This is a genomic window from Nocardiopsis sp. NPDC055879 (assembly GCF_053615935.1).
This window is the reverse complement of record NZ_JBSHCT010000021.1, coordinates 36,038-59,993: the sequence shown is the minus strand read 5'-3', so window position 1 is coordinate 59,993 and position 23,956 is coordinate 36,038. Positions and strand designations below refer to the sequence as shown.

Annotated in this window: 19 protein-coding genes; 7 read left to right on the top strand and 12 right to left on the bottom strand. The window is 70.9% G+C overall.

Annotation, left to right across the window (positions count from 1 at the left end):
* Positions 1 to 12: 12 nt before the first annotated feature.
* The 3 genes from ACWGKS_RS23420 to ACWGKS_RS23410 form a co-directional block, all read right to left on the bottom strand.
* Positions 13 to 1,317 (bottom strand): DUF418 domain-containing protein, encoded by a 1,305-nt coding sequence (locus tag ACWGKS_RS23420; protein ID WP_358506420.1) that lies wholly within the window; start codon positions 1,315 to 1,317, stop codon positions 13 to 15.
* Between the two features lie 167 nt (positions 1,318 to 1,484).
* Positions 1,485 to 2,201 carry an ABC transporter permease gene (locus tag ACWGKS_RS23415; RefSeq protein WP_358506417.1) on the bottom strand — a complete coding sequence of 239 codons (717 nt, stop codon included), beginning with the start codon at positions 2,199 to 2,201 and terminating at the stop codon, positions 1,485 to 1,487.
* Positions 2,202 to 2,239: 38 nt separating this feature from the next.
* Positions 2,240 to 3,130: an ABC transporter ATP-binding protein gene (locus ACWGKS_RS23410; RefSeq protein ID WP_358506414.1), complete on the bottom strand. Its 891-nt coding sequence runs from the start codon at positions 3,128 to 3,130 to the stop codon at positions 2,240 to 2,242.
* Positions 3,131 to 3,289: 159 nt separating this feature from the next.
* Between ACWGKS_RS23410 and ACWGKS_RS23405 the strand changes: the two genes are divergently transcribed.
* Positions 3,290 to 4,471, top strand: coding sequence for a sensor histidine kinase (locus ACWGKS_RS23405; protein ID WP_358506411.1), 1,182 nt, complete (start codon positions 3,290 to 3,292; stop codon positions 4,469 to 4,471).
* Entirely contained in the window at positions 4,468 to 5,070 is a 603-nt protein-coding gene (locus ACWGKS_RS23400; RefSeq protein ID WP_358506409.1) for a response regulator transcription factor, read from the top strand. Before ACWGKS_RS23405 ends, ACWGKS_RS23400 begins: the two co-directional genes overlap by 4 nt.
* Here ACWGKS_RS23400 and ACWGKS_RS23395 read toward each other — a convergent pair.
* Positions 5,067 to 6,323: a CynX/NimT family MFS transporter gene (locus ACWGKS_RS23395; protein ID WP_358506406.1), complete on the bottom strand. Its 1,257-nt coding sequence runs from the start codon at positions 6,321 to 6,323 to the stop codon at positions 5,067 to 5,069. The genes ACWGKS_RS23400 and ACWGKS_RS23395 overlap by 4 nt on opposite strands.
* Before the next feature lie 189 nt (positions 6,324 to 6,512).
* Between ACWGKS_RS23395 and ACWGKS_RS23390 the strand changes: the two genes are divergently transcribed.
* On the top strand, positions 6,513 to 7,214 hold the full coding sequence (locus ACWGKS_RS23390) for a FadR/GntR family transcriptional regulator (protein WP_358506403.1): 702 nt from the start codon (positions 6,513 to 6,515) through the stop codon (positions 7,212 to 7,214).
* Positions 7,215 to 7,229: 15 nt separating this feature from the next.
* Here the strand turns inward: ACWGKS_RS23390 and ACWGKS_RS23385 are convergent, their stop codons facing one another.
* The 3 genes from ACWGKS_RS23385 to ACWGKS_RS23375 all read right to left on the bottom strand — a co-directional run bounded on the left by ACWGKS_RS23385 (position 7,230) and on the right by ACWGKS_RS23375 (position 10,006).
* Entirely contained in the window at positions 7,230 to 7,961 is a 732-nt protein-coding gene (locus tag ACWGKS_RS23385) for an RraA family protein (protein ID WP_358506574.1), read from the bottom strand.
* A gap of 181 nt (positions 7,962 to 8,142) precedes the next feature.
* A complete protein-coding gene (gene folP, locus ACWGKS_RS23380) occupies positions 8,143 to 9,024 on the bottom strand; it encodes a dihydropteroate synthase (RefSeq protein WP_358506571.1) in 882 nt (293 codons plus the stop codon).
* A gap of 73 nt (positions 9,025 to 9,097) precedes the next feature.
* A complete protein-coding gene (locus ACWGKS_RS23375) occupies positions 9,098 to 10,006 on the bottom strand; it encodes an Lrp/AsnC family transcriptional regulator (RefSeq protein ID WP_358506400.1) in 909 nt (302 codons plus the stop codon).
* Between the two features lie 466 nt (positions 10,007 to 10,472).
* Here ACWGKS_RS23375 and ACWGKS_RS23370 point away from each other — a divergent pair, with 466 nt between their 5' ends.
* From ACWGKS_RS23370 to ACWGKS_RS23360, 3 genes are all read left to right on the top strand, one after another.
* Positions 10,473 to 12,011, top strand: coding sequence for an LCP family protein (locus ACWGKS_RS23370; RefSeq protein ID WP_358506397.1), 1,539 nt, complete (start codon positions 10,473 to 10,475; stop codon positions 12,009 to 12,011).
* Positions 12,012 to 12,106: 95 nt separating this feature from the next.
* Positions 12,107 to 12,859, top strand: coding sequence for a cell wall anchor protein (locus ACWGKS_RS23365; protein ID WP_358506394.1), 753 nt, complete (start codon positions 12,107 to 12,109; stop codon positions 12,857 to 12,859).
* Positions 12,860 to 13,052: 193 nt separating this feature from the next.
* Positions 13,053 to 13,835 (top strand): hypothetical protein, encoded by a 783-nt coding sequence (locus tag ACWGKS_RS23360; RefSeq protein WP_358506391.1) that lies wholly within the window; start codon positions 13,053 to 13,055, stop codon positions 13,833 to 13,835.
* Between the two features lie 81 nt (positions 13,836 to 13,916).
* On the opposite strand, the gene ACWGKS_RS23355 is transcribed toward ACWGKS_RS23360, so the two are convergent.
* Positions 13,917 to 14,126, bottom strand: a complete 210-nt coding sequence (locus tag ACWGKS_RS23355) for a dodecin (RefSeq protein ID WP_358506388.1) — start codon at positions 14,124 to 14,126, stop codon at positions 13,917 to 13,919.
* Between the two features lie 550 nt (positions 14,127 to 14,676).
* On the opposite strand from ACWGKS_RS23355, the gene ACWGKS_RS23350 reads away from it, so the two are divergent.
* The gene (locus ACWGKS_RS23350; protein ID WP_358506385.1) at positions 14,677 to 14,889 is read left to right on the top strand and encodes a hypothetical protein; all 213 of its coding nucleotides are present in this window, start codon (positions 14,677 to 14,679) and stop codon (positions 14,887 to 14,889) included.
* A 60-nt stretch (positions 14,890 to 14,949) separates the two neighbouring features.
* On the opposite strand, the gene ACWGKS_RS23345 is transcribed toward ACWGKS_RS23350, so the two are convergent.
* The 4 genes from ACWGKS_RS23345 to ACWGKS_RS23330 all read right to left on the bottom strand — a co-directional run bounded on the left by ACWGKS_RS23345 (position 14,950) and on the right by ACWGKS_RS23330 (position 23,883).
* Positions 14,950 to 18,483 carry a hypothetical protein gene (locus ACWGKS_RS23345; protein WP_358506382.1) on the bottom strand — a complete coding sequence of 1,178 codons (3,534 nt, stop codon included), beginning with the start codon at positions 18,481 to 18,483 and terminating at the stop codon, positions 14,950 to 14,952.
* Between the two features lie 95 nt (positions 18,484 to 18,578).
* Positions 18,579 to 22,028: a HEAT repeat domain-containing protein gene (locus ACWGKS_RS23340; RefSeq protein WP_452524046.1), complete on the bottom strand. Its 3,450-nt coding sequence runs from the start codon at positions 22,026 to 22,028 to the stop codon at positions 18,579 to 18,581.
* A gap of 64 nt (positions 22,029 to 22,092) precedes the next feature.
* Positions 22,093 to 22,674: a molybdenum cofactor guanylyltransferase gene (gene mobA / locus ACWGKS_RS23335; protein ID WP_358506376.1), complete on the bottom strand. Its 582-nt coding sequence runs from the start codon at positions 22,672 to 22,674 to the stop codon at positions 22,093 to 22,095.
* 21 nt (positions 22,675 to 22,695) lie between these two features.
* Positions 22,696 to 23,883 carry an RtcB family protein gene (locus ACWGKS_RS23330; RefSeq protein WP_358506374.1) on the bottom strand — a complete coding sequence of 396 codons (1,188 nt, stop codon included), beginning with the start codon at positions 23,881 to 23,883 and terminating at the stop codon, positions 22,696 to 22,698.
* Between the last annotated feature and the right edge of the window lie 73 nt (positions 23,884 to 23,956).

Here is a 23,956-nt window from a genome sequence, read left to right as displayed (position 1 = left end):
TTCCGGCTCCGGTCATCGGCGCGGGGCGCGTCGGTAGGTGAGTCGACGCAGCAGGGTCTCGGCGGGGCCGCGCGTCCCGGCGCGGTCCATCCGATACGCCGCCACCATGGTGAGCAGCCAGGTGGCGAGGGCCACCAGCGCCGCCGACCAGCTCGACAGGTGCACGCCCAGACCCAGTCCCCACGCCGCCAGGAACGGGGCGAACACCAGCGACTGGGCGAGATAACCGCTGAGCGAGCGGCGGCCCAGGGCGACCATCGCGCGGACCGGAAGCGACTCTCGGGCCCGGCGGGTGTCGAGCCGGTGGGCGATGAGCCCGAAGAGGGCGGCGTAGCCCACCCCGGCGAAGATCCCGGTGTAGAAGTGCGCACCGCCCAGGGCGCTCTCGGGGACGGCTTCGAGGAGTCCGAGGTGCCCCAGGGCCGCCGCGACACCCGTGGTCCAGCCGAGCAGGATGCCCACGAACGCGGTCCGGCGCAGCAGCGACAGGTGTCGGGCGGGCTCCTCCAGGACGCGGTGTCGGGCCGCGAGGAGCCCGATGAGGAAGGCCGTGGGCAGGGCGAGGGTGAACAGGCTGGAGAGCAGGGTGAAGAGCCAGGTGGGGAAGCGGACCGCGGCGGAGGTCGCGTAGTCGGCCTCGGCGATGCTGAGCCGCTGCAGGTCGGCGGGCATGGGACCGGCAGAGTCCACGAGCAGCCCGGAGATGGTCGAGACGATCGTGGCCAGGGCTCCCAGGGTCAGCAGGACCACCACCCACACGCGCAGGGTCCGGTCGGTGCGGCCCAGGAACAGCGGGACCATGATCAGCCCGATGAGTCCGTAGACACCGACGATGTCGCCCTGCCACAGCAGGGCGGCGTGCACCGCCCCGAAGAGGATCATCCACAGGTGTCGGCGGCGCAGGAGTCGGCGGGCCGTATCCGGGCTCGTGCCGCGCGCCGTCTGTCGCGCGTACATCTGTCCGACCCCGTAGGCGAACAGGAACCCGAACATGGTGTGGGTACGGGCGTCCACGACGATCAGGGTCAGGGCCTGGACGATCCGGTCGGCGATCCCTCCGTCGACGGGGTGCAGCATGGTCGCGCCCACGGGGGCGTCGTAGAGGAACCAGGGCACGTGGGCCAGCGCGATGAGCAGCAGCATCGCGCCCCGGGCGAGGTCCGGGGCCAGGGCGCGTTCGGTGACCGGGGTGGATCCGGCGGTGGTGGAGGTGGTCTCGGTACGGCGGAGTGTCATGGTGATGGGCTCCGGGTCGGGGGTTTCGAGGTCATGTGGCCACCGTCTCCCGTCGGGGGTGGTCCCGGGCAGTGCGTCCACGTCACCCCTCGCCCGTGACTTCCGTGAGGGCGAGCCCATGACGCCATGTCACTGGTGGGAATGTCGGAGCGGTGTGGCGGGCTCCGCGCATGGACGTGATCTTGCAGGTGACCATCGACTGCGTCGACCCGCGAAGGCTCGTGGACTTCTGGTGACGGGGCCGGTGGTCAGCGGCGTGGTTCCCAGCGAAAGAGTCGGGTGGCGGCGAAGAGGGCGACCGCGACCCAGGCCAGGGTGGGCGCCAGGAGCCACAGGGAGTCGCCGAGCGGCATGCCGCCGTTCCAGGCGTTGACGATCAGTTCGCTCGCCGAACCGCCGGGCAGCAGCCGCTTGAGCAGGGTGAGTTCCTCGGTTCCGGTGAACCCCACCCAGCCGGACACGGCGAGTGTGCCCACCAGCAGGGGCAGCGTGGTGACCTGGGCGTGGTCCGGGGAGTCGGTCACCCCGGCCGTGGCCAGCCCCAGCCCCAGCATCATGACGACCGTGGACAGCACCGCCACGGTCAACAGCGGCGGGTCGGCCGGTCCGCCGGCGAACACGGTCAGCGCGATCAGGACCACGGCCACCTGGAGCACGGTGATGACGGTGACGGGTAGCAGCAGCCCGGCCAGGATCTCGCCGTCGCCGGCGGCCGTGGAGCGCAGTCGCTTGAGGAAGAGGTTCTGCCTGCGGGAGGCGAGCGTGGTCACCGAGGTGCTGTACAGACCCAGTGCGATCACGAGGAACGTCACCACCGCGGCGGTCGCCCCCAGGTCCAGGGCGGGGATGAGGTCGTGCAGGTAGATGTAGAAGGCACTGAACGCCGCCGGGAGTACGAGCATGGTGACCAGGACCAACCGGTTTCGGAAGATCTGGATCAGTTCGCCTTGGGCGATGGTGAGCATGGCGTGGGTCCTTTATGGGTGTGGTGCTCGGGGCGGGGTCAGGCGTCGGCGGTGTCCAGGGCGCGGAAGACGTCGTCCAGGCGGGTCGGGCCGGCTTCCAGTCCGCGCAGTTCCACCGCGTGCTCCCGCGCCCAGCCGAGCAGGGCGTACATGTCCCCCTGGAGGTCGAGGGTCTCCACCAGGAACGTTCCGTCCCCCTGGTGGGCCGCCGACGACGGTGGGCGCGGCGCGGTGTCGGGCACGGAGAAGCGGATGACGGACGGCAACGCCCGCGTGAGTTCGGCGACCGTCCCCTCCCGCTGTAGCGAACCCCGGTGCATCAGGCCGATGCGGTCGGCGCGCTGTTGGGCCTCCTCCAGGTAGTGCGTGGTGAGCACGACCGTGGAACCGGCCTCGCGCATCCGTTCCACCGCGGCCCACAGCTCGTCCCGGGAACGGATGTCCAGGCCGGTGGTGGGTTCGTCCAGGAACACCAGTTCGGGTGTCCCGTACACGGCGGTGGCGAAGTCCAGTCGCCGTTTCTCACCACCGGAGAGCTGGGCCACCTTGGTGTCGGCCTTGCGGGTGAGGTCGACGACCGCCAGGACGCGGCCGACGTCGTCGGTGCGGCGGGTCAGCGCCCCGATGAGCCGGACCGATTCGCGTACCGTCAGGTCCGGGGTGAACCCGCTCTCCTGCAACATGACGCCCATGCGGGGGCGCACGGCGCGGCGATCACGAGGGTCGTGCCCGAAGACGAGGACCTCGCCCGAGGTGGCGGCTCGGTGCCCCTCGATGGTCTCCAGGGTGGAGGTCTTGCCCGCGCCGTTGGTGCCCAGGAGCGCGTACAGCTCCCCTCGGTTCACCTGGAAGGACAGGTCCTTGACGGCGTGGAAGTCGCCGTAGCGGACGTTGAGACGTTGGACGTCGATGACCGTTGTGTTCGCCATGCTTCGATTACAGTCTTCGCGACGCTCGGCGGGCAGTGTCACCGTGTCAGGAGCCGACCGTGACTTTCCCTAGTGCGGGGCATGACGTGGTGTCACTGGTGGCGTCCGTGCGCGACCTGAATACTGGGGCCGGTCCCGCAACCTGAAAGGTCACCCGCCATGCCCGAAAAGACCGAGGCGACACCACGTGATCTGCGCAGGCTCAACGTCAGCGTCGTGACGGCGGCGCTGTCCGCCACCGGCGCGTTGTTGGTGATCACCGACGCCCAGGTCTGGTGGCACGCCCTCCTTCTGGCGATAGGCCTGGCCACGGCGTTGTTCACCGTCAACCGGTCGGCGACGGACGAGCGGTTGACGGTCCTGGTTCCGGGCCTGGTGGTGACCGCCGTGGTGTGGGCGGTCGGGGTCCTGGTGGCCGAGACCCTGTCGGCGTCCTTCGGGCTGGCCATCGTCGGGACGTTGTTCGTCCAACGGCTTCCCCGGCACCGGCGTGCGGCGACCGTGCTCTTGATCGGCTTCGGTGTGGTGGTACTCGCCGCCATGCCCCTGACCCTGGGGCTGTCTCCCTTTGAGTTGCTCACCCACAGTGTGGCCACCGTGTGCGTCGCGGTCACGGGAAGCGTCCTGACGTCCCTCGTCCAGGTGATGTCCGGACTCGTGGACGAGCTGGAACGGTCCCGTCAACGCGAGGCCGACCTGGCGGTGTCCCGTGAAAGGGTGCGGTTCGCCGGCGACCTGCACGACATCCAGGGGCACACCCTGCACGTGGTGAAGCTGAAGGTGGCGCTGGCCCGCAAGCTGCTGGGTCGCGACCAGGGGCGGCAGGACCGGGAACGGGCCGACCGGGAGCTGGGTGAAGTGTACGAGCTGGTCGGTGACACCATCGCCCGGACCAAGGAACTCGCCCACGCGCAGCGGCGACTCAACCTGTCCGCGGAACTGGAGAACGCCGGCAACCTTTTCGAGGCCGCGGGGATCCGGGTGTCCGTCGAACGCCGGAACGAGGTCGATTCACGGGTGGGCGAGATACTCGGCCAGGTGCTGCGGGAGACGACCACCAACATCCTGCGACACGCCCAGGCGGAACGGGTCCGGATCACGTTGACGGAACGCGGCATCTCCATCACCAACGACGGTGCGCGGACGGGACCCGCCACCGAACTGCGCGGGCTGGCGGCGCTGCGCGCCCGCGTAAGTGATCTGGGCGGGGAGTTGGTCGTGGAGCGCTCCGGCGAGGACTTCCTGACCGAGGCGACCTTTCCCGCCCCTAGCGCTTCTCTCACCGATGATTCGGACACCGTTTCGGACATCACCGCCCGATCTTGGAAGGATGCTCGATGACCACCGTGGTCCTGGCCGACGATGAGGCCCTACTGCGTTCGGCGTTGGCGGCGTTGCTGCCCATGGAGGACGAGATCACCGTGCTCGCGGAGGCCGAGGAGGGAGGGGCGGCGGTGGAGGCGACCCTGCGGCATCGGCCCGACGTGCTCGTCATCGACCTGGAGATGCCCGGGGTCGACGGTCTGGACGCGGTGGCGCGGATCCGCCGGGAGCTACCGGAGCAGGTGATCCTCATGCTCACCCGGCACGCCCGCCCCGGGGTGCTGCGCCGTGCCCTGAAGCTCGGCGTACAGGGATTCGTCAGCAAGTCGGCGGAACCGGCGCACATCGCCTCCGTCGTGCGAAGTCTGCACGAGGGGCGCCGGTGGATCGACCCGGACGTGTCGGCACTGGCGGTCATCGACGACAACCCGCTCACCGCCCGGGAGGTCGACGTGCTGCGGGTGACCGGCGATGGCTATTCGGTCGCGGAGATCGCCGGACGGTTGCACCTGGCCCAGGGCACGGTGCGCAACTACCTGTCCAGCGCGATGGGCAAGACGCAGACCCGGACGCGTCACCAGGCCGCCCGCTACGCCCGCGAGCACGACTGGCTCTAGCCGGTCGGTCGGGTGCGGGCCTCTCGTTCGGCGATGACGTCCTCCAGGTAGCGGGGACGTCCCACCAGCAGGCCGACGGCGAGGTTGATGACGACGATGCCGGTGATCATGATCATCGGGGCGTGCCAGCCGCCCGAGACCTCGTGCAGCATTCCGAAGAGGAACGGCCCGGCGCCACCCAGCAGGTAGCCGAGGCTCTGGCTGGAGGCGGACATGGCGGCGGTCCCCTCGGCGGTGCGGGTGCGCACGGCGAAGATGGTCAGGGCCAGGACGAAGCTGCCCATGCCCACGCCGATGAGGGTGGTCCACACCCAGGTGCCCGACAGCGGCGAGATCCACAGGCCGATGAACCCGGCCAGGTAGGCGACGACGAACAGCACCACGAAGGGGCGTTGGTCGCGCACGCGCACGATGAGCGTGGGCAACACCAGCGACATGGGGATGCCCAGGGCGGTCAGGTAGGCCAGCATGACTCCGGCGGACTGGGCGTCCATGCCCTGGTCGCGCAGCATCTGGGCGAACCAGCCGAACATGATGTAGGCGATGGAGGACTGGGTACCGAAGTACACCACCCCCTGCCAACCCAGACCGGTGGACAGGACCCGGCGCGGTCCGATCGCGCGGCCACTCCCGCCCGTGGCCGGTTCGTGGCGCAGGACCAGCAGCCAGGGCAGTACGGCGACCAGCCCGAAGAGCGCGTAGACCCCGATGGCCACACGCCACTCACCGGTGGCCTCCTCCAGGGGCACGGTGACGGCGGCGGCGATGGCGGTACCGACGGCCAGGCCGGTGGTGTAGACGGTGGTCATCAGCCCGACCCGGTGGGGGAAGTGCTGCTTGACCAGGGCGGGGAGGATGACGTTGCCGATCGCGCCACCGGTCAGCGCGACGACGCTCAGGGCGAGGAACAACCAGGGTTCGGGTGCCAGGGCCCGGGCGACGAGGCCGAGAGTGAGCGCGCTCAGCGCGTACACGAGCAGGTGGTGGGAGCCGAGCCGGCGGGCGAGGGTGGGGGTGAGCCCGCCCAGGAGCGCGAAACACAGTACGGGCAGGGTCGTGAGCAGGCCGGCGCCCACCGCGCTCATGCCCAGACCACTCGTGACCTCGTCCAGGACGGGTCCGACGCTGGTGATGGCGGTGCGCAGGTTGAGTGCGGCCAGTGCGATGGCCACGGCGACCAGGACCAAGGCCTTGCGCGGAAGCGCGGAGGCGGTTTCGGTCCCGGCCGCGGAGGTGTTTTCGGGAGGTGTCATGCGCGTAGGGGTGGCGCTCATGGGACGCGGCTCACATAATCGTAGGATGACCCTATGTACTTCATGAGGATAACGCATTGCCCATGAGGGCCTATTCCCATGCCCATCTGGTCTAGGCTCCCTCCTTAACCGTTCCATACCTGTGCGCTGGCCCTGTCATCCGGCGACCCGCCCCTAGGAGGTTTACGCGTGCCCCTCGCCTCTACACGCCGGACCGGTCTGGTCGACCAGGTCATCAGCCAGCTAAGAGCCCAGATCGACTCCGGTGAATGGGGTGTGGGCGACCGTATCCCCACCGAATCGGAGTTGTCAGAACAGCTCGAAGTCGGCCGCAACACCGTCCGTGAGGCGGTTCGCGCCCTGGCCCACGCGGGCCTGTTGGAGATTCGCCAGGGCGCCGGCACCTTCGTACGCGCCTCCAGCGAGCTCGGTGGCGCCCTGCGCAGGCGCCTGGAGCGCTCCCGCGTGCGGGAGAACCTGGAGGTCCGGCGCGCCCTGGAGGTGGAGGCGGCGCGTCTCGCGGCGATGCGCCACACCGAGGAGGACATGGCCGACATCGATCGGGCCATGGCCCTGCGCGAGGAGGCGTGGCTCGGCCGCGACATGGGCGCGTTCGTGGAGGCGGACTTCACCTTCCACCGGGCGGTGGTCAACGCCACCCACAACACCCTGCTCATCGACCTGTACGACGACATCGCCCAGGTGGTCTACGCGAGCATCGCCCACACCGCCTACGAACAGAGCGACGAGGCCGCCGAGCAACCCTCCTCCGCCACCGAGGGGATAGACCACAGCAAGCTGACCGAGGCCGTTCGCGACGCGGATCCGATCCGGGCCGCCCGTGAGGCCACCTGTTACCTCGACGAGTTGCTGTCCCTCACCGAGGACTGACACCGCACCGTCTTCTCAGTGGTCCCCGCCGTAGACGTCGGTGACCGCCGAGAAGGAGCCGCGACGCGACCGCATCCGCGGGTTGAGCGCGCGGGGGCGGCCGCGGCGGGTGGTGAGGTCGGTCGGCGGGTCGGGGGCCTCTTCCCATCCGGTGACCCGCGAGGGATCCAGGCCGAGCAGGTCCAAGGTGCTCGCCCCCTCGCTCACGGCGTCGATGATCTCGCGTTCGCGGGAGATGCTGCTCATGGTGTCGGCGATGATGGCGCTGACCTGGCCGCGCGGCAGGCAGACCACCCCGTCGTCGTCGGCGACGATCCAGTCTCCGCGGCGGACCGACAGCGGTACGGGGCCGGTGGCCTCCATGGTGATCTGGCGGCCCACCGAACCACCGGCGTCGTGCCCGGCCTCGCGGACCGAGACACCGGTGCCGAAGACGGGGAGTTCGCAGTGGGCGATGGCGGCGACGTCGCGCACGCATCCCTCAAGGACGATCCCGACGATGCCCTTGGTACGGGCGGCCACGGCGAGGATCTCGTCCACGTAGCCGTACTCGGGTTCACCCGAGACGTCCACGATGAGCGCGGAACCGGGTGGGGCCTGGGCGACGGCCACGTGTAGCGCGAGGTTGTCCCCTGGGGCGCAGCGGACCGGGAAGGCGGTCGCGGCGAACGCGGCTCCCGGCCAGACGGAGAAGAGGTGGGTACCGAACGGTCGGCCTCCGCTTCGGGCCAGTGCCACCGTCCCCACAGCCGTCAACGTCTTCGCAAGCGCCATGTCAGCCTCCATTACACCCGCGCCCGGTGCGGCCGGCTCGAACCGGCCTCCTCCATACTCACGGGTAACTTAAGCGTGACGCAAGCCATACGGGCGGGAAACACGTAAAAATGTTACCGGTGGTTACACGGATGGCCGGAACCATTACCGGTTCTCACACGGTCGCACCACCCGTCGCACCGACGGCGGCCACCGTGTCCAGGGCCGTCCGCGCCGCCGCCACGTCGTGCACCCGGAACACCCGGGCGCCCTCCAGCGCCGAGACCGCCAACGTGGCGAGCGTGCCCTCTCCACGATCGGTCAGACCGACCCCCAGGGTCTCCCCCACGAAGTCCTTGTTGGAGACCGCCACCAGGACCGGCCAGCCGGTCGCGGCGAGTTCGCCCAACCGTCGGGTGAGCTCCAACGACTGATAGGTGTTCTTGCCGAAGTCGTGCGTGGGGTCGATCATCACCCCGTCGGACCGCACACCCAGGGAGACCGCTCGTTCGGCCAGGGCGCACACGCCGGAGATCACGTCCGCGACGACGTCGTCGTAGTGGACCCGGTGCGGGTCGGTGCGCGGGGCCAGGCCACCACTGTGGCTGCACACCAGCCCGGTGCCGTACTCCGCGGCCACCCGCGCCAGGTCGGGGTCGGCCCCGGCCCAGGTGTCGTTGATCATGTCCGCGCCGGCCTCCGCGCACGCGCGTCCCACCCGCGCGCGCCAGGTGTCCACGGAGATCACCACGTCGGGGTGGCGCTCGCGCAACTCACGTACGAACGGGACCGTGCGACGAATCTCCTCGTCCTCGTCCACGGGGGCGCCGTAACCGGCCTTGACCCCGCCCACGTCGATGACGTCCACCCCCGCCGCCACGGCGTGGTCAGCGGAGGCCAACGCGGCCTCCAGGGCGTAGGTCGCGCCCTGATCGTAGAAGGAGTCGGGGGTCCGGTTGATCACCCCCATCACCGCGTACCGGTTCCCCGCGTACGTGTACGAACGCAGTCGCAGTGTCCCTGTTCCCTCCGGCACCGCCGGACCACCTGTCACCATGGCTCCATCCTGGGCCATGGTCGAACACGGTGGCCGACCGGGACCGGCACCGGAAGGGTCGGGGGCGGGCGTCTCAGCTCGGGATCCAGGCCTCCGGGCGTTCACCGCCGCGACGTTCCTTGCGCACCCGCAGGTGCTCCCAGGTCTCCACGTGACCGACACCCATGGTGGAGCGGATGGTCTCCAGTGCCTCCACCAGACGGCAACGGTCGGGGGCGGTGAGCCTGCCGACCACGTCGTAGCGCCCGAACCCGCTGGCCAGGAAGGAGACCCTGGCCATGTTGGCCAGGGCACTGCCCAGCGCGTCGGCGTCACCCCGACAGTGCAGACCGAATCCGAGCTGTTCGTTGGAGCCCGCCGCCGTGGGATCGACCAGGGCGGTCACGTGCACCACCCCGGATTCGAGCAGACGCACCACCCGGGAGCGGGCCGCCGCCTGGGACAGCCCCACCTGGCGCGCCAGGTCCGCGTACGAAGCCCTGCCGTCCTTGAGGAGTCTGCGGACCAGTCGCCAGTCCAGCGCGTCCAGTTCGACGTCGTGGAGCTCCCTCACACTGCTGTGGGCGTCCTTGTACACCGCGTTGGCCCGGAAGACCTCCGCGCCCTCCACACCCGGCAGCGAGCGCAGGTGGGCCATCTCCTTGGTGAGCGCGGCGTCATCGGCCACGCGCACCTGCGCCACCGCGGGAAAGCGCCCCGCGGTCTGCGCCGCGAAGGTCACCGCCTCCCGTTCCTCCAGGGCCTCCAGGACCGGTTCGACCGGTCCACCGATCCGGAAGGACACGTGGCCCAAGACCTCCATGCCCACCACACCGGCGTGCAATACGCCGACGATCCGGATCGCCCCTGACTGGACGAGTTGCCGCACGCGAGCGCGCACCGCGGTCCGTGACAGACCGACGCCGTCGGCCAGTGCCTGGAAGGTCGCTCTGCCGTCCCCCTGCAACGCGCGCATGAGCGCCGCGTCAACCGCATCGAGCACGATGCCTGCCTTTCGTTCCCATGTCGTCGTCCATTCCCCCGAACGACGCCCCCTCCTCCGGCCAGATCATCGCAGTTGTGGAGCCTCTCGTACTACGGATCGCCAAAGAAATCGGCTCATTCACCCCTTTGACCGGCCCGAGCCGGGTTGCCAAAACCCCATCGGATACCTCTCGACCACATAACAGACTTGTATAGAACATCCCTTGAGACGGGTACGCAGTGCATACAACCTCCGCAAAGCGCCACACTGAACGGGCGGGCCCGGGTAAGGCCCCCAGAACGCACGGGACCATGGGATCCCGGCACGGTGACTTCGGCGTGAGCGGTCGGAACCGTGGGGACGTTCACGGGCGTAAAACCCGTAAGAGGCACAACCGAAGGTGGCCGCCACCCGGAATCGCGGTGTGGGCACATGAACCAGTACGGGGCGGACCCGATCGCCCCTTGGTGTGAGAGGAATGCCGGTGGCAGCGGAGGACGAGCGGCCAGATGAGGCACCCGAGCCCAGGAGCGGGCGCCCGAGCACGGGTGGGGCGCTGCTGTGGACCGCCGTGTCGGTTCCCTTCCCCGGAGCGGCTCATCTGCGCATGGGGCGACGCAAGGCGGGCGCCCTGATCCTGGGCCTCTACCTCCTGGGGATCGTCGCCCTGGGACTGTGGGCCTACCGATTGGGCGCGCACGAGTCCGGCGCCATGACGGTGCTGGCCGGGATGGCCGTACAGGACATGTGGTTGTTGGGCGCGATGGGCGCGGTGTTCGTCGTCGCCGTCGTGTGGATGAGCGTGATCGTCCACTCCTGGGTGATCACCCGCCCCGAGGGCAAGGGGCGGGGCCTGCGGATGATCGGCGCCATGACCGTGCTGCTGCTGTGCCTGACCGTGGCCGTGCCCTCCGCGTGGGCGCTGCACGCCGGGTACACCGCCTACGAGACGTTGGGGTCGGTGTTCGGCACGCCCGAACGCGAGGACCTGCCCCCACACGACGCGGCCGACCCCTGGTACGGGGCCGAGCGGCTCAACGTGCTGCTGATCGGCGCGGACTCGGGCGACAACCGCTACGGCACGCGCACCGACACGATGATGGTGGCGAGCGTGGACACCGACACAGGTGACACCGTGCTCGTGGGCATGCCGCGCAACCTGGAGGACGTCCACTTCCCCGAGGACAGCGCCTTGGCCGAGCGCTACCCCGAGCCCTACGGGTTCGACCTGCTGCTCAACGACGTCTACCAGACGATCGCCGAGGAGCCCGAGGAGCTCGCGATGAACCCCATCGCCCCGGACCCGGCCGCGGACACCCTCAAGAAGGTGATCGCGCACAACCTGGACCTGGACGTGGACTACTACGCCATGGTCGACATGATGGGCTTTCGGGACCTGATCGACGCCGTGGGCGGCATCCAGGTGCGCATCGACGAGCCCATCCCCTATGGCGTGCACGGCGGTGTGCTGGAGCCGGGTCTGCGGCGGCTGAACGGACACGACGCCCTCTGGTACGGCCGGTCCCGGGTCAACAGCGACGACTACGGGCGGATGGGCCGCCAGGGCTGTCTGATCAAGTACGTCGCCGAGCAGGTGGAGCCCTCCACGGTCCTCACCAGCTACCGGCGCCTGGCCGGGGCCACCAAGCGGACCCTGACCACCGACATCCCCCAGTCCAAGGTGCCGGCCTTCATCGAGCTGGCCGACCTGGTCACCGACGAGGGTTCCATGAGCACCTTCCAGCTCTCCCCACCCCAGGTCAACACCGCCGCTCCGGACTGGGAGGAGATCCAGGATCTGGTCCAGGAGGCCATCGACAGCAGTGCCGAGGGCGACGAGCTGCCGGACGAGTCCTCAGAGGAGCCCTCTGAAGAGGCCTCCGACGAGGAGGAATCGGGGCAGGAGTCCGCGGAGGAGCGGACCGAGTGGCAGGACTACACCGGTCTGGACGAGGAGTCTCCGGCCGACCCGGGGCGCCAGGTCGGCGCGGAGGCAAGCGACCTCGACGCGCTGTGCCCCTGATGTGAGGCCCCAAACCCGCTTCGGTGCGGTGGCCGGTCCCGGCCGGTCCCGCACCGAGCGTTGCCACCGCCTCGACCGCGTGTGACTCTGGCCCCGTGACCGCAGCGCAGCTTTGGACCCTCGTAGCCCTCGGCGCCTTCCACGGACTGCACCCCGGCATGGGTTGGTTGCTCGCGGTCGGCCGTGGCCTCCAGGAGGGCGGGCGCGCCCAAGTGCTACGCGCGTTGCCGGCGATCGCGGTGGGCCACGCCGGCAGTGTGGCGGTGGCCGCGGTGGCGATCACGGTGACCGGTTCGGTGACGGCCTCGGTGCTGTTCCCGGTGCTGGGCGGCGCGGTGATCGTGCTCGTGGGGTTGGTGATGCTGCTCTCCCGGCGGCACTTCCACTGGCGGCAGGTGCGGCTTCCGCTGTGGCAGCTGACCGCCTGGTCGTTCCTGATGGCCTCGGCGCACGGCGCGGGTCTGATGCTGATGCCGGTGTTGGCGGGCGGGCTCTCGCACACCCACGTGGACGGTGGTGGTCACGGCGATCATGGCGGGCACGGTGCGATGTCGGCGGCGGAGGGAGGCGGACCGGTGGATCCGGGATCGGCCACGGCCGAGACCGGGACGGCCGGCGCGGCGGAGGTGGTCGAGGGTTCCTGGAGCCTGTGGGACGCCACTCTGCTCGGGTTGGCGGCGACCGGGGTGCACACCCTGGCCATGTTCGCGGCCGCGGGGGTGGCGGCGCTCATCGCCTACGACTTCCTGGGGGTGCACGCCCTGCGCTGGAAGGGTGTGACCATGGACCGGATCTGGGCCCTCACCCTCGTCCTGGGTGGGGTCTTCGTCCTGTGGTCGGTGCTGTGATCGGTCGGGGCCGTGATCATGGGCGGTTTCACCCGGGCCGCCGACTTTGATTCAGGCCACAGTCGGGAATGACTCGAATGGCCACTGTGTCCAATAAACGAAGTGCCTCTTCTTCGAGGCCACCAGACACGTGCGCCAGGGACGAGAAGGCGACCGCCCGGTCGCCCGCCCTCGGCGTGGAGGGGCAGAGTCCATGACGCACAGAGCCGCCGCACCCGGACGCCGCTGGCACGGGGTGATCCTGTCGACGGCGATCCTGGCCGCGCTCGCCGTGGTCGCGGTCCTCGGCGCCCGGTGGGTGGTGCACAACCAGGAGAAGGTCTTTCCCGTCTCGACTCCGTGGGGAACGGACTGTTCGGTCTGGGTCGGCGACGACCAGGTCCGGCTCGACCGCGAGCAGGCGCAACGGGCCACCACGGCGGCGGCGGTCATCGCCCAGGGCGACGACGCCCCGGTCGAACAGCCCGACGTGGAGGACATCCCGGACGAGGTGATGCGGGTGCTCGTCGAGGGCCCGGAAGATGACGCCGGCCCCTCACTGACCTGCCGTTACGGTGGCGAGGAGGTCGAGTTCGAGGAGGAGAGGCCCTCCGGTATGACCCCGCGCACCGAGACCCTCAAGGCGGGCGTGGAGGAGCACTTCTCCGACACCAGCATCGGCGGTTACGTGGCCGGTGGTTACGACTCCGGGCACGGTGAGGGGTCGGCGCACTACGAGGGCCGCGCGCTCGACATCTTCTACCGGCCGGTCACCGAGGACAACCGCCGCCAAGGGTGGTTGATGGCGCACTGGCTCATCGCGCACGCCCCCGACTTCCAGGTCGACGTGATCATCTTCGACGACAAGATCTGGAGCACCCGCTACCCGTCGTTGGGGTGGCGCCACTACGAGGCCGACCCCGACAACGAGATCCTGCGCCACCTGGACCACGTGCACGTGGACGTGCTGCGCGGCCCGGACCCCGACGAGGCCTGACCCTCACCGGGAAGGGCTCGAACCGATCTCGGGTCGTAGCGGTGGTCGCGAGCCCTTCCCGTCGGCCCGGTCCGGGCCGGTTCAGTCCTCCAGCCGGAAACCGAGTTTGAGGCCCACCTGGAAGTGGGCGACCTGGCCGTCCTCGATGTGCCCGCGGACCTGGGTGACCTCGAACCAGTCGAGCCCGCGCAGCGTCGCCGAGGCCCGTTGGACGCCGTTGCGGATGGCCTGGTCGATCCCGTCCGGCGAAGTGCCGACGATCTCGGTGACGCGGTAGGTGTGGTCGGTCATCGGTGGACCCCCTGCGTAGTCGGTTGCGGGGGCGGCGCGGACGCGGCCCCCGTTCCCTGCGTCCCCCCGATCCCCCACGGTCACACGTGGCCGTGAGAGATGACCGATTCGTCCCGGATCCCCTTCCGAAACCGGGGATCCTCGACCTTTGCCGACCTTTTCCGGGGGCCTTGGTCCCGCGTGGGACCGGATTGACCCGAGTGCCACGGTGGACTCGGGGGAACACAGGGACACAAGTGGGGGCGAAGTGTCAGATTAGTCCTGACCTGGGACTGAAGACCCTACGTCGACGGGACTTTCCCGAGACAACGTCGTAACTGACTCTTGACGTACCCCGGGGGGCGGCGGTGTACATTGGGTTGTAGCGCTTCGGTCCCCCGTCGGAGCGCGCGGCGATGTTCCGAGCCCCCGTTGGAACATCGCATGTGACGCCGGGTGGTTTGCCCCCGTAACCACCCGGCGTCGCTTTTTGTCCACACCCGGGCGGGTGGCCACCCGCCCGTGGCCGTGGCTTGACCATCGGTTCCGCTTGATCTCCTGGGGTTCGGCATTGGGTGACACCACGAAGGACGCACACTGCTCTCGGAAGGGCTGCCGTGCCCCCGCCGACTGGGCCCTGGTGTGGAACAACCCCAAGCTGCACACCCCCGACCGTCGCAAGGTGTGGGTGGCCTGCGACGAGCACCGCGACTACCTGGCGAACTTCCTGGACATGCGCGGTTTCCTGCGCGAGACCGTCCCCATGGACGAGTTCGAGGGCTGACACGGGCCTCTGAGGGGAGGCGTCCGACCACCGTCGCGGTGATGCCCGGACGCCCCGTCCTCAGCCCATGGCCAGGTGCCAAGCGTGCAGCAGCAGGTCCTCGTGGCCGACCGCCCCGACCGCCGTGAGCAGTTCCGGCCAGGGATCCGCCCAACCCGTCTCCCCGCCACAGCGCTCGACCATCACCAACGCCAGGGCTCCCACGACCCGCCCATGCTCCCCCGGGTCGGCGGCGGCCACGGCCAGGAGACCGCGCACCACAGCGGCCGACGTCTCGTTCGGCAACCCGCCGTTTCCGTACCGTGGAACGATCCCGTCGACGTGGCGATCCATGTGTCGGGGACCGGCGACCCCTCCGAGGGCGAGCACCCCGGCGACGTCGGACAGGTGGTCGACCACGGTCGCGGCGGACGGGTCGTCCTGTTCCCGTAGCCGCCGGTTCAGGTCGGTCTGGAGCAGACGGACCGTCTCGCTCCGGTACTCGACTCTGCCCCGGAGCAACTCCAGGCACCGGTCCCGTTGGTCCTCCCCGATCATGTGTCCCGCGTCGGTGCGTTCCAGCAGGGTGTTCATCAGCCCCGCCAGTTCCTGGACGCGCCGGTGGGCGCTCTCCCACCGTTCCGGGCCGGTCCGGCGCGGTGGGATCCCCCGTGCCGCCGGCGGAACCTGGTCCAGGAGGCGTCCCAGGGCTTCCGCGATCCGGTCCACACCGCGCCCCGTGTCCAGGTGGCGGCGCAACGCGGCCATCGACCGCGTTAAGGGACGATCGAGGTCGCAGAGGGCGTCGACGACGTCGTCGATCGTCTGCTCACCCCATAGGTCCCACCGGGCCCACCAGCCGGCCATTCGCCAATGACCTCGTTCGGGGGCGGGGAGGGTGTTCAAGATCCGAGCGGCCGGCGCGCGAACGGCGGGGGCCAGCAGGTCCGGGTCGACCCCCAGCAAAGCGACCTGGATCTCCTCCGAGGCGAGGGCGGGCACGCGTTCGGCCAGGGCACTCAAGGCACGGGGGTCGTCGGCGCACCGTAGGAGCGCGGCGGCCACGGCGGCCGTCACGTCACGATGTTCGGCTTCGCGGCGCAGCACCCGGGTCAGGGAGGGCACGGCCTCCTCGGGCCGGTGGGCGGCCAGGAGCCGGGCCGCACTCTTACGGACGGTCACCTTGACCGGCCCTTCGAGCGCCCGCGCCAGCGACGACCCCAGTCGGGAGGGCGGTGTCCAGCGGGCGCAGCGGGACATCACCGGCCCGGCGGCCCTGGACCGCGGACCATCGGCGTTCGATATGACCCGTTCCAGGGTGCCCGCGGGGTCGGCGGAGCGGCCCAGGGCCGACATCGTGGCCTCGCGCAGCAGGACGTCGTCGCCGGCCAGGTGGACGGCCAGGTGCGCCTCGCCGCCGGGGAGCGCGCACAGCGAACGCAGCGCGGCCTCGCGCTCCTCGACGGTCGATACGGGGTCGACGACCACCGCCCGCAGGTGGGTGGTCAGACGTGCGCGGAGGGATTCGGGCCAGTCCCGTGCCAGGACCCGTTCCACGCGCGGCACCCATACCGGGTCGTCCCCGGCGGTGCGCCACCGGTTCTCCCACTCGTGCGAGGAAGAACCGTCGGCGGATCGTGGTCCATCGGTGGGTTCCTCGGAATCCGGGTGGCCGAGGACGGCGTCCAGAGCCCGGTCGAGTGTGTCCGGGCCGTGGTGCAGGGTCAGCGTCTCCCAGACCCGCGGGACACGAGCGGTGCGCGGATCCCCCTCGAACAATCCCAGTGCCCGGTCGGCCCGCTCAGGTCCGGACAGGTACAGGGCGGCGGCCCTCGCCGCGGTGCCGTGGGCGGGGTCGTCCAGCACGATCTCCCGCAGGTGCGGTGCCAGGGCCCGGCCCCGACGGCCGAGCTCACCGGCCAGGGCGATGAGCGCTTCGGGGTCACGGCGTCGGAGCGCTCGCAGGCCCGGAGCGAGTCGCTCCAGGAGCATCGTCTCCGCGCCGGGCGGCAGGATCTGGTCCAGACGCGGTTCGGGACCATGGTGGTGGCCGGCGGGTTCGGTCCCGCGCCACCAGACGCTCCGCGGGTTCCGTGCCCACCACGGACGATTGTGGCGCGCCCGATCGGGGTCCCCCCATCCCCTCGCGCCGAACCGTTCGACGAGCCGGGCGTAGGTCTCCACTCCCCAGTCCTGGACGGCCGGATCGAGGCGGGTCCGGGGGTGACGCAGCAGGCGGGCGACCAGGTCACGCAACGCCCGACGGGTGGTCGCCGAGGTGTCGCGTGAGCGGAGCGTGTCCCGGACCAATCGATGCAAGGCGTCCAGGCACGGCGACAACAGGGTCGGTTCCATCGGGACCAGGGAGCGCAGCAGGGCCCGTCGCACCGGATCACGGTCGGCGCCGTGGCGGTCGACCCGCTCACCCAGGACGGTGGCGAGCAGTTCGGGGTCACCGGTGCGTGCGGTGGCCTCCATCAGGCGGGCCAGCCCTCGCGCCCTTCGCTCCGGGTCACCGGCGGAGGCGGCCTCGGACAGGAGCGGGGCCGCTTCCGCGTAGGGCAGGTGGACGATCGCGTCCAGGTCCCGATGGGCGTCCAGGCACCGGCTGTTGGTGCGCTGGAAAACCGCGAAGCGGCGCAGGGCGTTGCGGGCGATCTCTTCGGCCCGGGCCGGTGGCAGCAGGTCCAGGAACGGGAACAGGGGTTCGGGGGATCGATCGCCCAAGCGTTCGATGGCCCGTTCGATGCGTTCCGCGGCCCGTTCCGGGGGCAGTGACCGCAGCACGCATCGGGCCGTCCCGGGGTTGCGGCGCATCGCGCGCCACAGCTCCCGGTTCAGCCGTGGGCCCAGGGGTGCGCCGTGGTGCGGGTCGAGGGTGTCGGTCCGATCCAACCGGCGGGCGCGTGGCACCCGCAGGTTCCGGTTCCGCAGCGACGAGTTCTCCAGCATGCCCAGGACCCGGCCGGGGCGGATCTCGTCCAGCGCGGCCAAGGCCCTTCGGTGGGGCCACCAGGTGAACTCGTCGGTGATCCGTTCGGCGAGATGGTCGGCCAGGGTGTCGGGGTGGCGCCGGGCCAGGCGACGCCAGGAGGAGACCGCGTGGGCGAGGTCGGGCAGTCGTCGGGTGACCGTGTCGGGGGTACACGCCGGTAGGAGCGCCGCCGCGTCCTGGTCACCGAACTCCGCGCGGACCCGGTCCAGGAGGGAGTCGGCCAAGGTGGTCCGGCGGGCGGTGAACAGGGTGCGGTACAGGGCTCGGCGGAGTCCGGCCGAGGCGTCGGTGAGCAGTGGTCGGACGGCCTCGTCGGGGACCGGGAGGGTGCGCACGGCACGCAGGGCGGCACGGCGCAGTTCCGGGTCGGGTCCGGCGAGGTGAGGGGCGATGAGGTCGAGGTCTCGGGCGGCCGTGGCCATGTGCAGGGCGAGGCGGCCGTGCCCGTGTTCGTCGAGCTCGCGCTGGAGCGCGGTGAGGTGGGGCGTACCCGAGTGTCCCAGGGCGTACCGGGCCAGCCGGGCCATGCGGTCGGGCCTGGAGAGAGGGCTCAGGTGGTGAAGGAGTTCGATGGCCGACCCGAACGTCGGCGTGGTGGGGCTCAACGGCCCGGGCGGCATCCGCCCTTCCTGATCGTCATGGCGGACATCATGGGCCACTCCCCCGGGCCGAGGCAAGCCCCGCAGGTCACGGGGCCGGCCACGGCGCGAGGGTGTCACAACGACGCGGCCCGCCAAGCCGCCACCCGGACGTCCTCGTGAGGTGAAGCGCCCAGGTCGGCGATGAGCCGCGCCCACGGATCGCTCCAGTCCTGCCGTCGGCCCTCCCGTTCGGCGAGCGCGACGGCGACCAGACCTACCAGACGGCCCGCCTCGCCACGGTCCCGCTGAGCCGGGGCGACGAGGTGACGCAGCAGCACGGCGAGGTGTCGGGGACCCACCCCGTGGACGATCCCGCTCGGGAGCAGGTCCGCGACCGCCGCCTCCGGTGTGGCCGACCGGTCACCGGGGTGGCGGGCGGCCAGGTCGGCCCAGGCTCGGACCCGGGCCTCGAACACCTCCGCTGGCAGGATCCGGTTCCGGTTCCAGGTCAGGGTGGGCAGGTCGGCCAGGCGTAGCAGCAGCGCCTCGGCGCGCAGTCCCGGGTGCGCGGCCAGCCGCTCCACGGCGTGGTCCAGGCCGGGTACGGCGGTGTACGGGTCGTCCCGTCCCCGGATCCGCTCGGCGAGTATCCGGGCGGTGGCGACCGCCCTGTGCGGCAGGGAGGGGCGACGATCGGTCTCCGGTCCTCGGACGGGGACCTCCCGGCCGACAGGCGGGCACAGGTCCGCCAGTTCCGCCACGACGGCGGGCAGCCGCTTCCGGTAACGGTCTTCCCGGAGCAGCCCCTCGAAGAGGCGCAGCACACGTTGGTCGGACCGGGAGAGGTCCTTCAGGTCCTCGATGAGGGTCTCGGCGAGGGCCTCGTCCCACAGCGCCCAACCCGAGATCCGGGCGCACACGTCGACGCTCTCGTCGATGGCGGGGTCGCCGCTCTCGGGAAGGGACACCATGAACCGGGCCACCCTGGCGCGCAGGTCCGGACGTACGTCCAAGGGCGGGTGCGCCAGCAGGGTGGACCTGGCCACGGGGTCGTCGAAGGTAGCGACGCGTTCCTCCAGTGCGGGCAGGACCCCCGGGTGGTCGCTTCCGGCGATGAGCGCCTCCAGTACGGCCGCGCGCACGTCACGGTGCGGATTCTCCTGATCGAGCAGGTCCACGAGGAGTTCCAGGCCACCGGTCGGCCGCACCAGGCCCAGGATCCGAGCGGCGGTCTTGCGCACGCTCACCTTGCCCGGTCGGGCCAGGACCTCGCCCAGGCTCGCCACCAGGGTGGAGGACCGGACCCGCCGAGCGCAGGAGCCGAGCACCGCCACGACCGCACGGGAGGAGGTGCCCTCGTCGACGTGCTCCAACAGCACCCCGAGCGCGCGTTCGGGGTCATCGGAACGCGCCGTCCGGATCAGCGCGGGCTCCTTCGTCCATGCGCCCGCCTCGACCCAGGGCAGCAGGTGGTCCATGGCGCCGGGCAAGGCGCTCAGTCCGTCGAGCGCCCGCGCGGGGATCAGGTCGTGGTCCACCATGTCCTCGACCACGCCCCGCAGGTACTCGGCCGCGTGGGCGTGTTCGACCGACGTCCAGGTCCGGATCAGGTCACGGTGGATCTCGACGATCCGGTGGGGCGGCCGTCCACCGCCCGTCCTCAGGCGAGCGGCCTCCCTCAGTGCCTCGACCACCAGGTCGGAACGCAGCCGGGCCAGGCGTTCCCAGACCGGCTCGATCAGGACGGTGGCGGGAGCGGCACGGAACAGCCGTTCGGCGCGCTCTCCCGGACGGGTGCCGCGCAGGTGGAGCACCGCCGCCTCATACGCCCTGGCGACGGGTGGGTCCGCGACCACGACCTCGCGCAGGTCGTGGTCGAGCAACGGTGGGATCCCGTACAGGTGATGCCCCAGGGCGCGGGCCAGGACCAGGGTGCCGTCATGGTCTCCCCGGGCCCGAGCACGGGCCAGCGCGGGCGCGAGCCGGTCGTACAGGTCCCGCGCCCGATCAGGGGTGAGCACCTCGGCGAGGGTCCACCTCCGACCCAACGTGGGCCGACGATGCCAGCGCTCGTAGGCGCCTCTTCCGTACCCGGTGACACCGTCCCCGCCGTGGCGTTCGATCAGCCGCGCGAGGACGGTGAGCGCCCATTCGGTCAGATCGGTCCGGTCCCGGGCCAGGGGGTGGCGCAGGACCCGCAGCGCAAGGTGGCCCAAGGCCCAGCGGGTGGCGTGGGTGGTGTCGGGCGCGGCGAGGTCGTCGTCGAGCAGGCGGTACAGGTCGGGCAGGGTTTCGGGGGCCATCACGGTCGGGGGCAGCACCCCCAGCGCCAGGGGCAGGGAGCGTCGTACCTGGTCGCGGTCGGCGGCGGACCGCGCCGTTCGGGTGGTGAGCACCCGGGCCAAGGCGCCGGCCCCATCGCGTCCGGCGGCCACGACCAGCCAGTACAGGGCGTGTTCGCGGCGGTCCGGGTCCGGATCTCCGGCCGCCTGGGACAGGGCGGGTTCGGCCTCCTCGAAGGGCAGGTGGGCGAGGGCTTCCACGTCCCGGTGGGTGTGGTCGGGGTGCACGGCCCGGAAGCTCTCCAGGTAATCCAGGATCCGCCTGGCCTCGGTCACCGTCCGGTCCGCCGGCAACAGGCCGAGGTAGGGGAGCAGGGTGGCGCGTTCCCCGCCGCCCTCGGCGACGAACCGGTCGATGATCGGCGCCCGGTCCACGTAACGCATGACCCGCAGGATCGGCAGGGCCCGGGGGCCGGCGTCGTGCATGGTCTTGATCAGACCGCCCACGTCGCGACGGTCACGCGCGTACGCCGGGTAACGGGCCGGGTAGTGCAGCGCGTCACCTTCCGCGTGCAGGAGCCGGTGGGCCTGGACGTAGTGGGTGGAGGGGGCGTTCGGTTCGAGGCGCTCGCGCAGGAACGGAACGAGGAGTTCGGGGCTCGTCTTGGCGAGGGCTTCGGCCACGCGGTACCAGGGGTGGGCCCAGATCAGTCCCGTGATCGGGGACGTGTCCTTCTCACGTTCCAGTCGTCTCAGCAACGGGTCCGGATGGCGTCGGGCGAACCGGGACCAGCCTTCGACCCGGTGGGCCAGTTCGTCCAGGTGCGCGTCCACCGTCGGGGTGGAACAGGCGGGTAGCAGCGAGGCGGCCTCGCGCTCACCGTGGCGTTCTCGGACCAAGGGCAGGATCCGGTCGGCGACCGTGGTCCGGTGGTCCCGGTACAGGACGACGTAGAGAGTGCGGCGCAGCCGGTGGGAGGCGTCGTCCAGCAGTGCCTCGAAGGTCTGATCCGGCAGAGCCATCCCCGGTGTCCGGCACAGTACGGAGCGGCGCAGGTCTTGGTCCGCACCGTTCAGGTAGCGCGTGATGAGGGCGGGGTCGCGCGCGGCCAAGGCCAGGTGCGCGCCCAGAGCCGGCTCGTCCAGAGCGTCGAGACCGGACACGGTCTCGGCCAACAGTGGACCGTGTCGGTGTTGCCGGGCGTAGAGAGCGAGCCGACGCATGCGCTCGCTCCCGGTGAGGGGAACGACGTCGGCCAGGAGACGCCGGGCGGGGCCGTTCTCGGGGATGTCCTCGGGCATGGCGATCACCTTGGCAGTGCCACGACACCGGTCGCAAGGAGGTTTCGCGGCGCCGGGACCGGGTTCAGCCCTCGGTGGGCTTCTCCAGGTCCGCGCGTGCTCGGGTGAGGGCCTCGGGTGTGTCCACGTCGAAGGCGTCCGGGGCTCCGGGCAGCGGAACGTGCGCGGGTTCCAGGGGACCGAGCAGTCCATAGAGCGATCGCCGTGTGTAGGCGGCCAGGGCCTCGCGCAGGACGTCGGTGCGCCACAGGCCGGTGAGCCACTGTTCGCGTCCCGAGGCGTCCACCAGCACGGCACCGTTCGTGGAGGTCGCGGCACGCGCCAGGGCGGCGAGGTGGTCGGGGCGCAGGTAGGGCAGGTCCGCGGCGAGCAGCGCGCACCAGGGGGCGCGCACGGTAGACAGACCGGCACGCAGGGCGGGCACCGGGCCGGCGCCCGGCGGGTCCTCGCGGACGTAGGCGGCCCGTGGCCGGTCCCGTTCGGGTCCGACCACGGTGACGCCGGCGTCGGGGTCGTGCGCGCGCACGGTGGCGGCGACGTGTTCCAACAGGGTGCGTCCGGCGATGGTCAGGCCGGGTTTGTCGAGCCCGCCCATGCGGGTCGCCGCTCCCCCGGCCAGGATCACCGCGTCCAGGTACTCGCTCACGTCCCCAGCATGCCCTACGGTTCAGCCCTTGACGCAGACGACCTGGCGCAGGTGGGCGGCCACCTGGACGAGGTCGGTCTGGGCCTCGATCACCGATTCGAGGTCCTTGTAGGCGGCGGGGATCTCGTCCACGACGCCCCGGTCCTTGCGGCACTCCACGCCCTTGGTCTGTTCGGCCAGGTCGGCCTCGGTGAAGGTCTTGCGCGCCTTGTTGCGGCTCATCCGACGCCCCGCCCCGTGGGAGGCGGAGTTGAACGAGGCCGGGTTGCCCAGCCCCTTCACGATGTAGGTCCCGGTCGCCATGCTGCCCGGGATGATGCCGAACTCGCCCGAACCGGCGCGGATGGCGCCCTTTCGGGTGACGAGCACGTCCACCCCGTCGTAGGTCTCCTCGGCCACGTAGTTGTGGTGGCAGGAGATCCACTGCTCGAAGGTGGTGCCGGGGACCTGGTCGGCCAGGACCCGGCAGGCCAGGCCCATCATGACGTCGCGGTTCCGACGCGCGTAGTCCTGGGCCCAGAACAGGTCGCGCCGGTAGGCGTCCATCTCCGGGGTCCCGGACAGGAACACCGCCAGGTCCCGGTCGGGCAGGTCCTGGTTGTGCGGCAGTGTCTGGGCCCGGCCGATGTGGTGGTCGGCGAGTTCCTTGCCGATGTTGCGCGACCCCGAGTGCAGGACCAGCCACACGGTCTGGTCGTCGTCCAGACACACTTCGAGGAAGTGGTTGCCGCCGCCCAGGGTGCCCATCTGACGGCGGGCGCGCTCGCTGCGGGGGTGGACGGCCTCGGCCAGGTCGTCGAATCCGGCCCAGAAGGTGTCCCAGCCGGAGCTGCGCAGGCCGGGAACGCGGGCGGGGTCGACGGGCTCGTCGTGGGCGTGGAAACCGACCGGGATGGTCGCCTCCAGCGCCGAGCGCAGGGGACGCAGGTTGTCGGGCAGGCGCCCGGCCCTCAGGCCGGTGCGCACCGCGGTCATGCCGCAGCCGATGTCGACGCCGACCGCGGCGGGGCTGACGGCGTCGCGCATCGCGATCACCGAACCCACCGTGGCGCCCTTGCCGTAGTGGACGTCGGGCATGACGGCCAGGCCGTGGGTCCAGGGCATGCGGGTGACGTTGCGCAGCTGCTCCATGGCGGCGGACTCGACCCCGTTCGGGTCGGCCCACATACGGATCGGCACTCGTTCGCCGGGAACCTCGGTGTAGGACATGGGGCCACCTCCCTCTCGTGTCGGCCCCGGAGGCGCCGGTCGGCGCCCCCGGGACATCAAGTCAGAACGGGAG

Coding starts and splice junctions, on each gene's coding strand:
- ACWGKS_RS23415 (WP_358506417.1), bottom strand. CDS start 2,201: ATGCTCACCATCGCCCAAGGCGAACTGATCCAGATCTTCCGAAACCGG.
- ACWGKS_RS23410 (WP_358506414.1), bottom strand. CDS start 3,130: ATGGCGAACACAACGGTCATCGACGTCCAACGTCTCAACGTCCGCTAC.
- ACWGKS_RS23405 (WP_358506411.1), top strand. CDS start 3,290: ATGCCCGAAAAGACCGAGGCGACACCACGTGATCTGCGCAGGCTCAAC.
- ACWGKS_RS23400 (WP_358506409.1), top strand. CDS start 4,468: ATGACCACCGTGGTCCTGGCCGACGATGAGGCCCTACTGCGTTCGGCG.
- ACWGKS_RS23395 (WP_358506406.1), bottom strand. CDS start 6,323: ATGACACCTCCCGAAAACACCTCCGCGGCCGGGACCGAAACCGCCTCC.
- folP (WP_358506571.1), bottom strand. CDS start 9,024: ATGGTGACAGGTGGTCCGGCGGTGCCGGAGGGAACAGGGACACTGCGA.
- ACWGKS_RS23360 (WP_358506391.1), top strand. CDS start 13,053: ATGACGCACAGAGCCGCCGCACCCGGACGCCGCTGGCACGGGGTGATC.
- ACWGKS_RS23355 (WP_358506388.1), bottom strand. CDS start 14,126: ATGACCGACCACACCTACCGCGTCACCGAGATCGTCGGCACTTCGCCG.
- ACWGKS_RS23345 (WP_358506382.1), bottom strand. CDS start 18,483: ATGCCGCCCGGGCCGTTGAGCCCCACCACGCCGACGTTCGGGTCGGCC.
- ACWGKS_RS23340 (WP_452524046.1), bottom strand. CDS start 22,028: ATGCCCGAGGACATCCCCGAGAACGGCCCCGCCCGGCGTCTCCTGGCC.
- ACWGKS_RS23330 (WP_358506374.1), bottom strand. CDS start 23,883: ATGTCCTACACCGAGGTTCCCGGCGAACGAGTGCCGATCCGTATGTGG.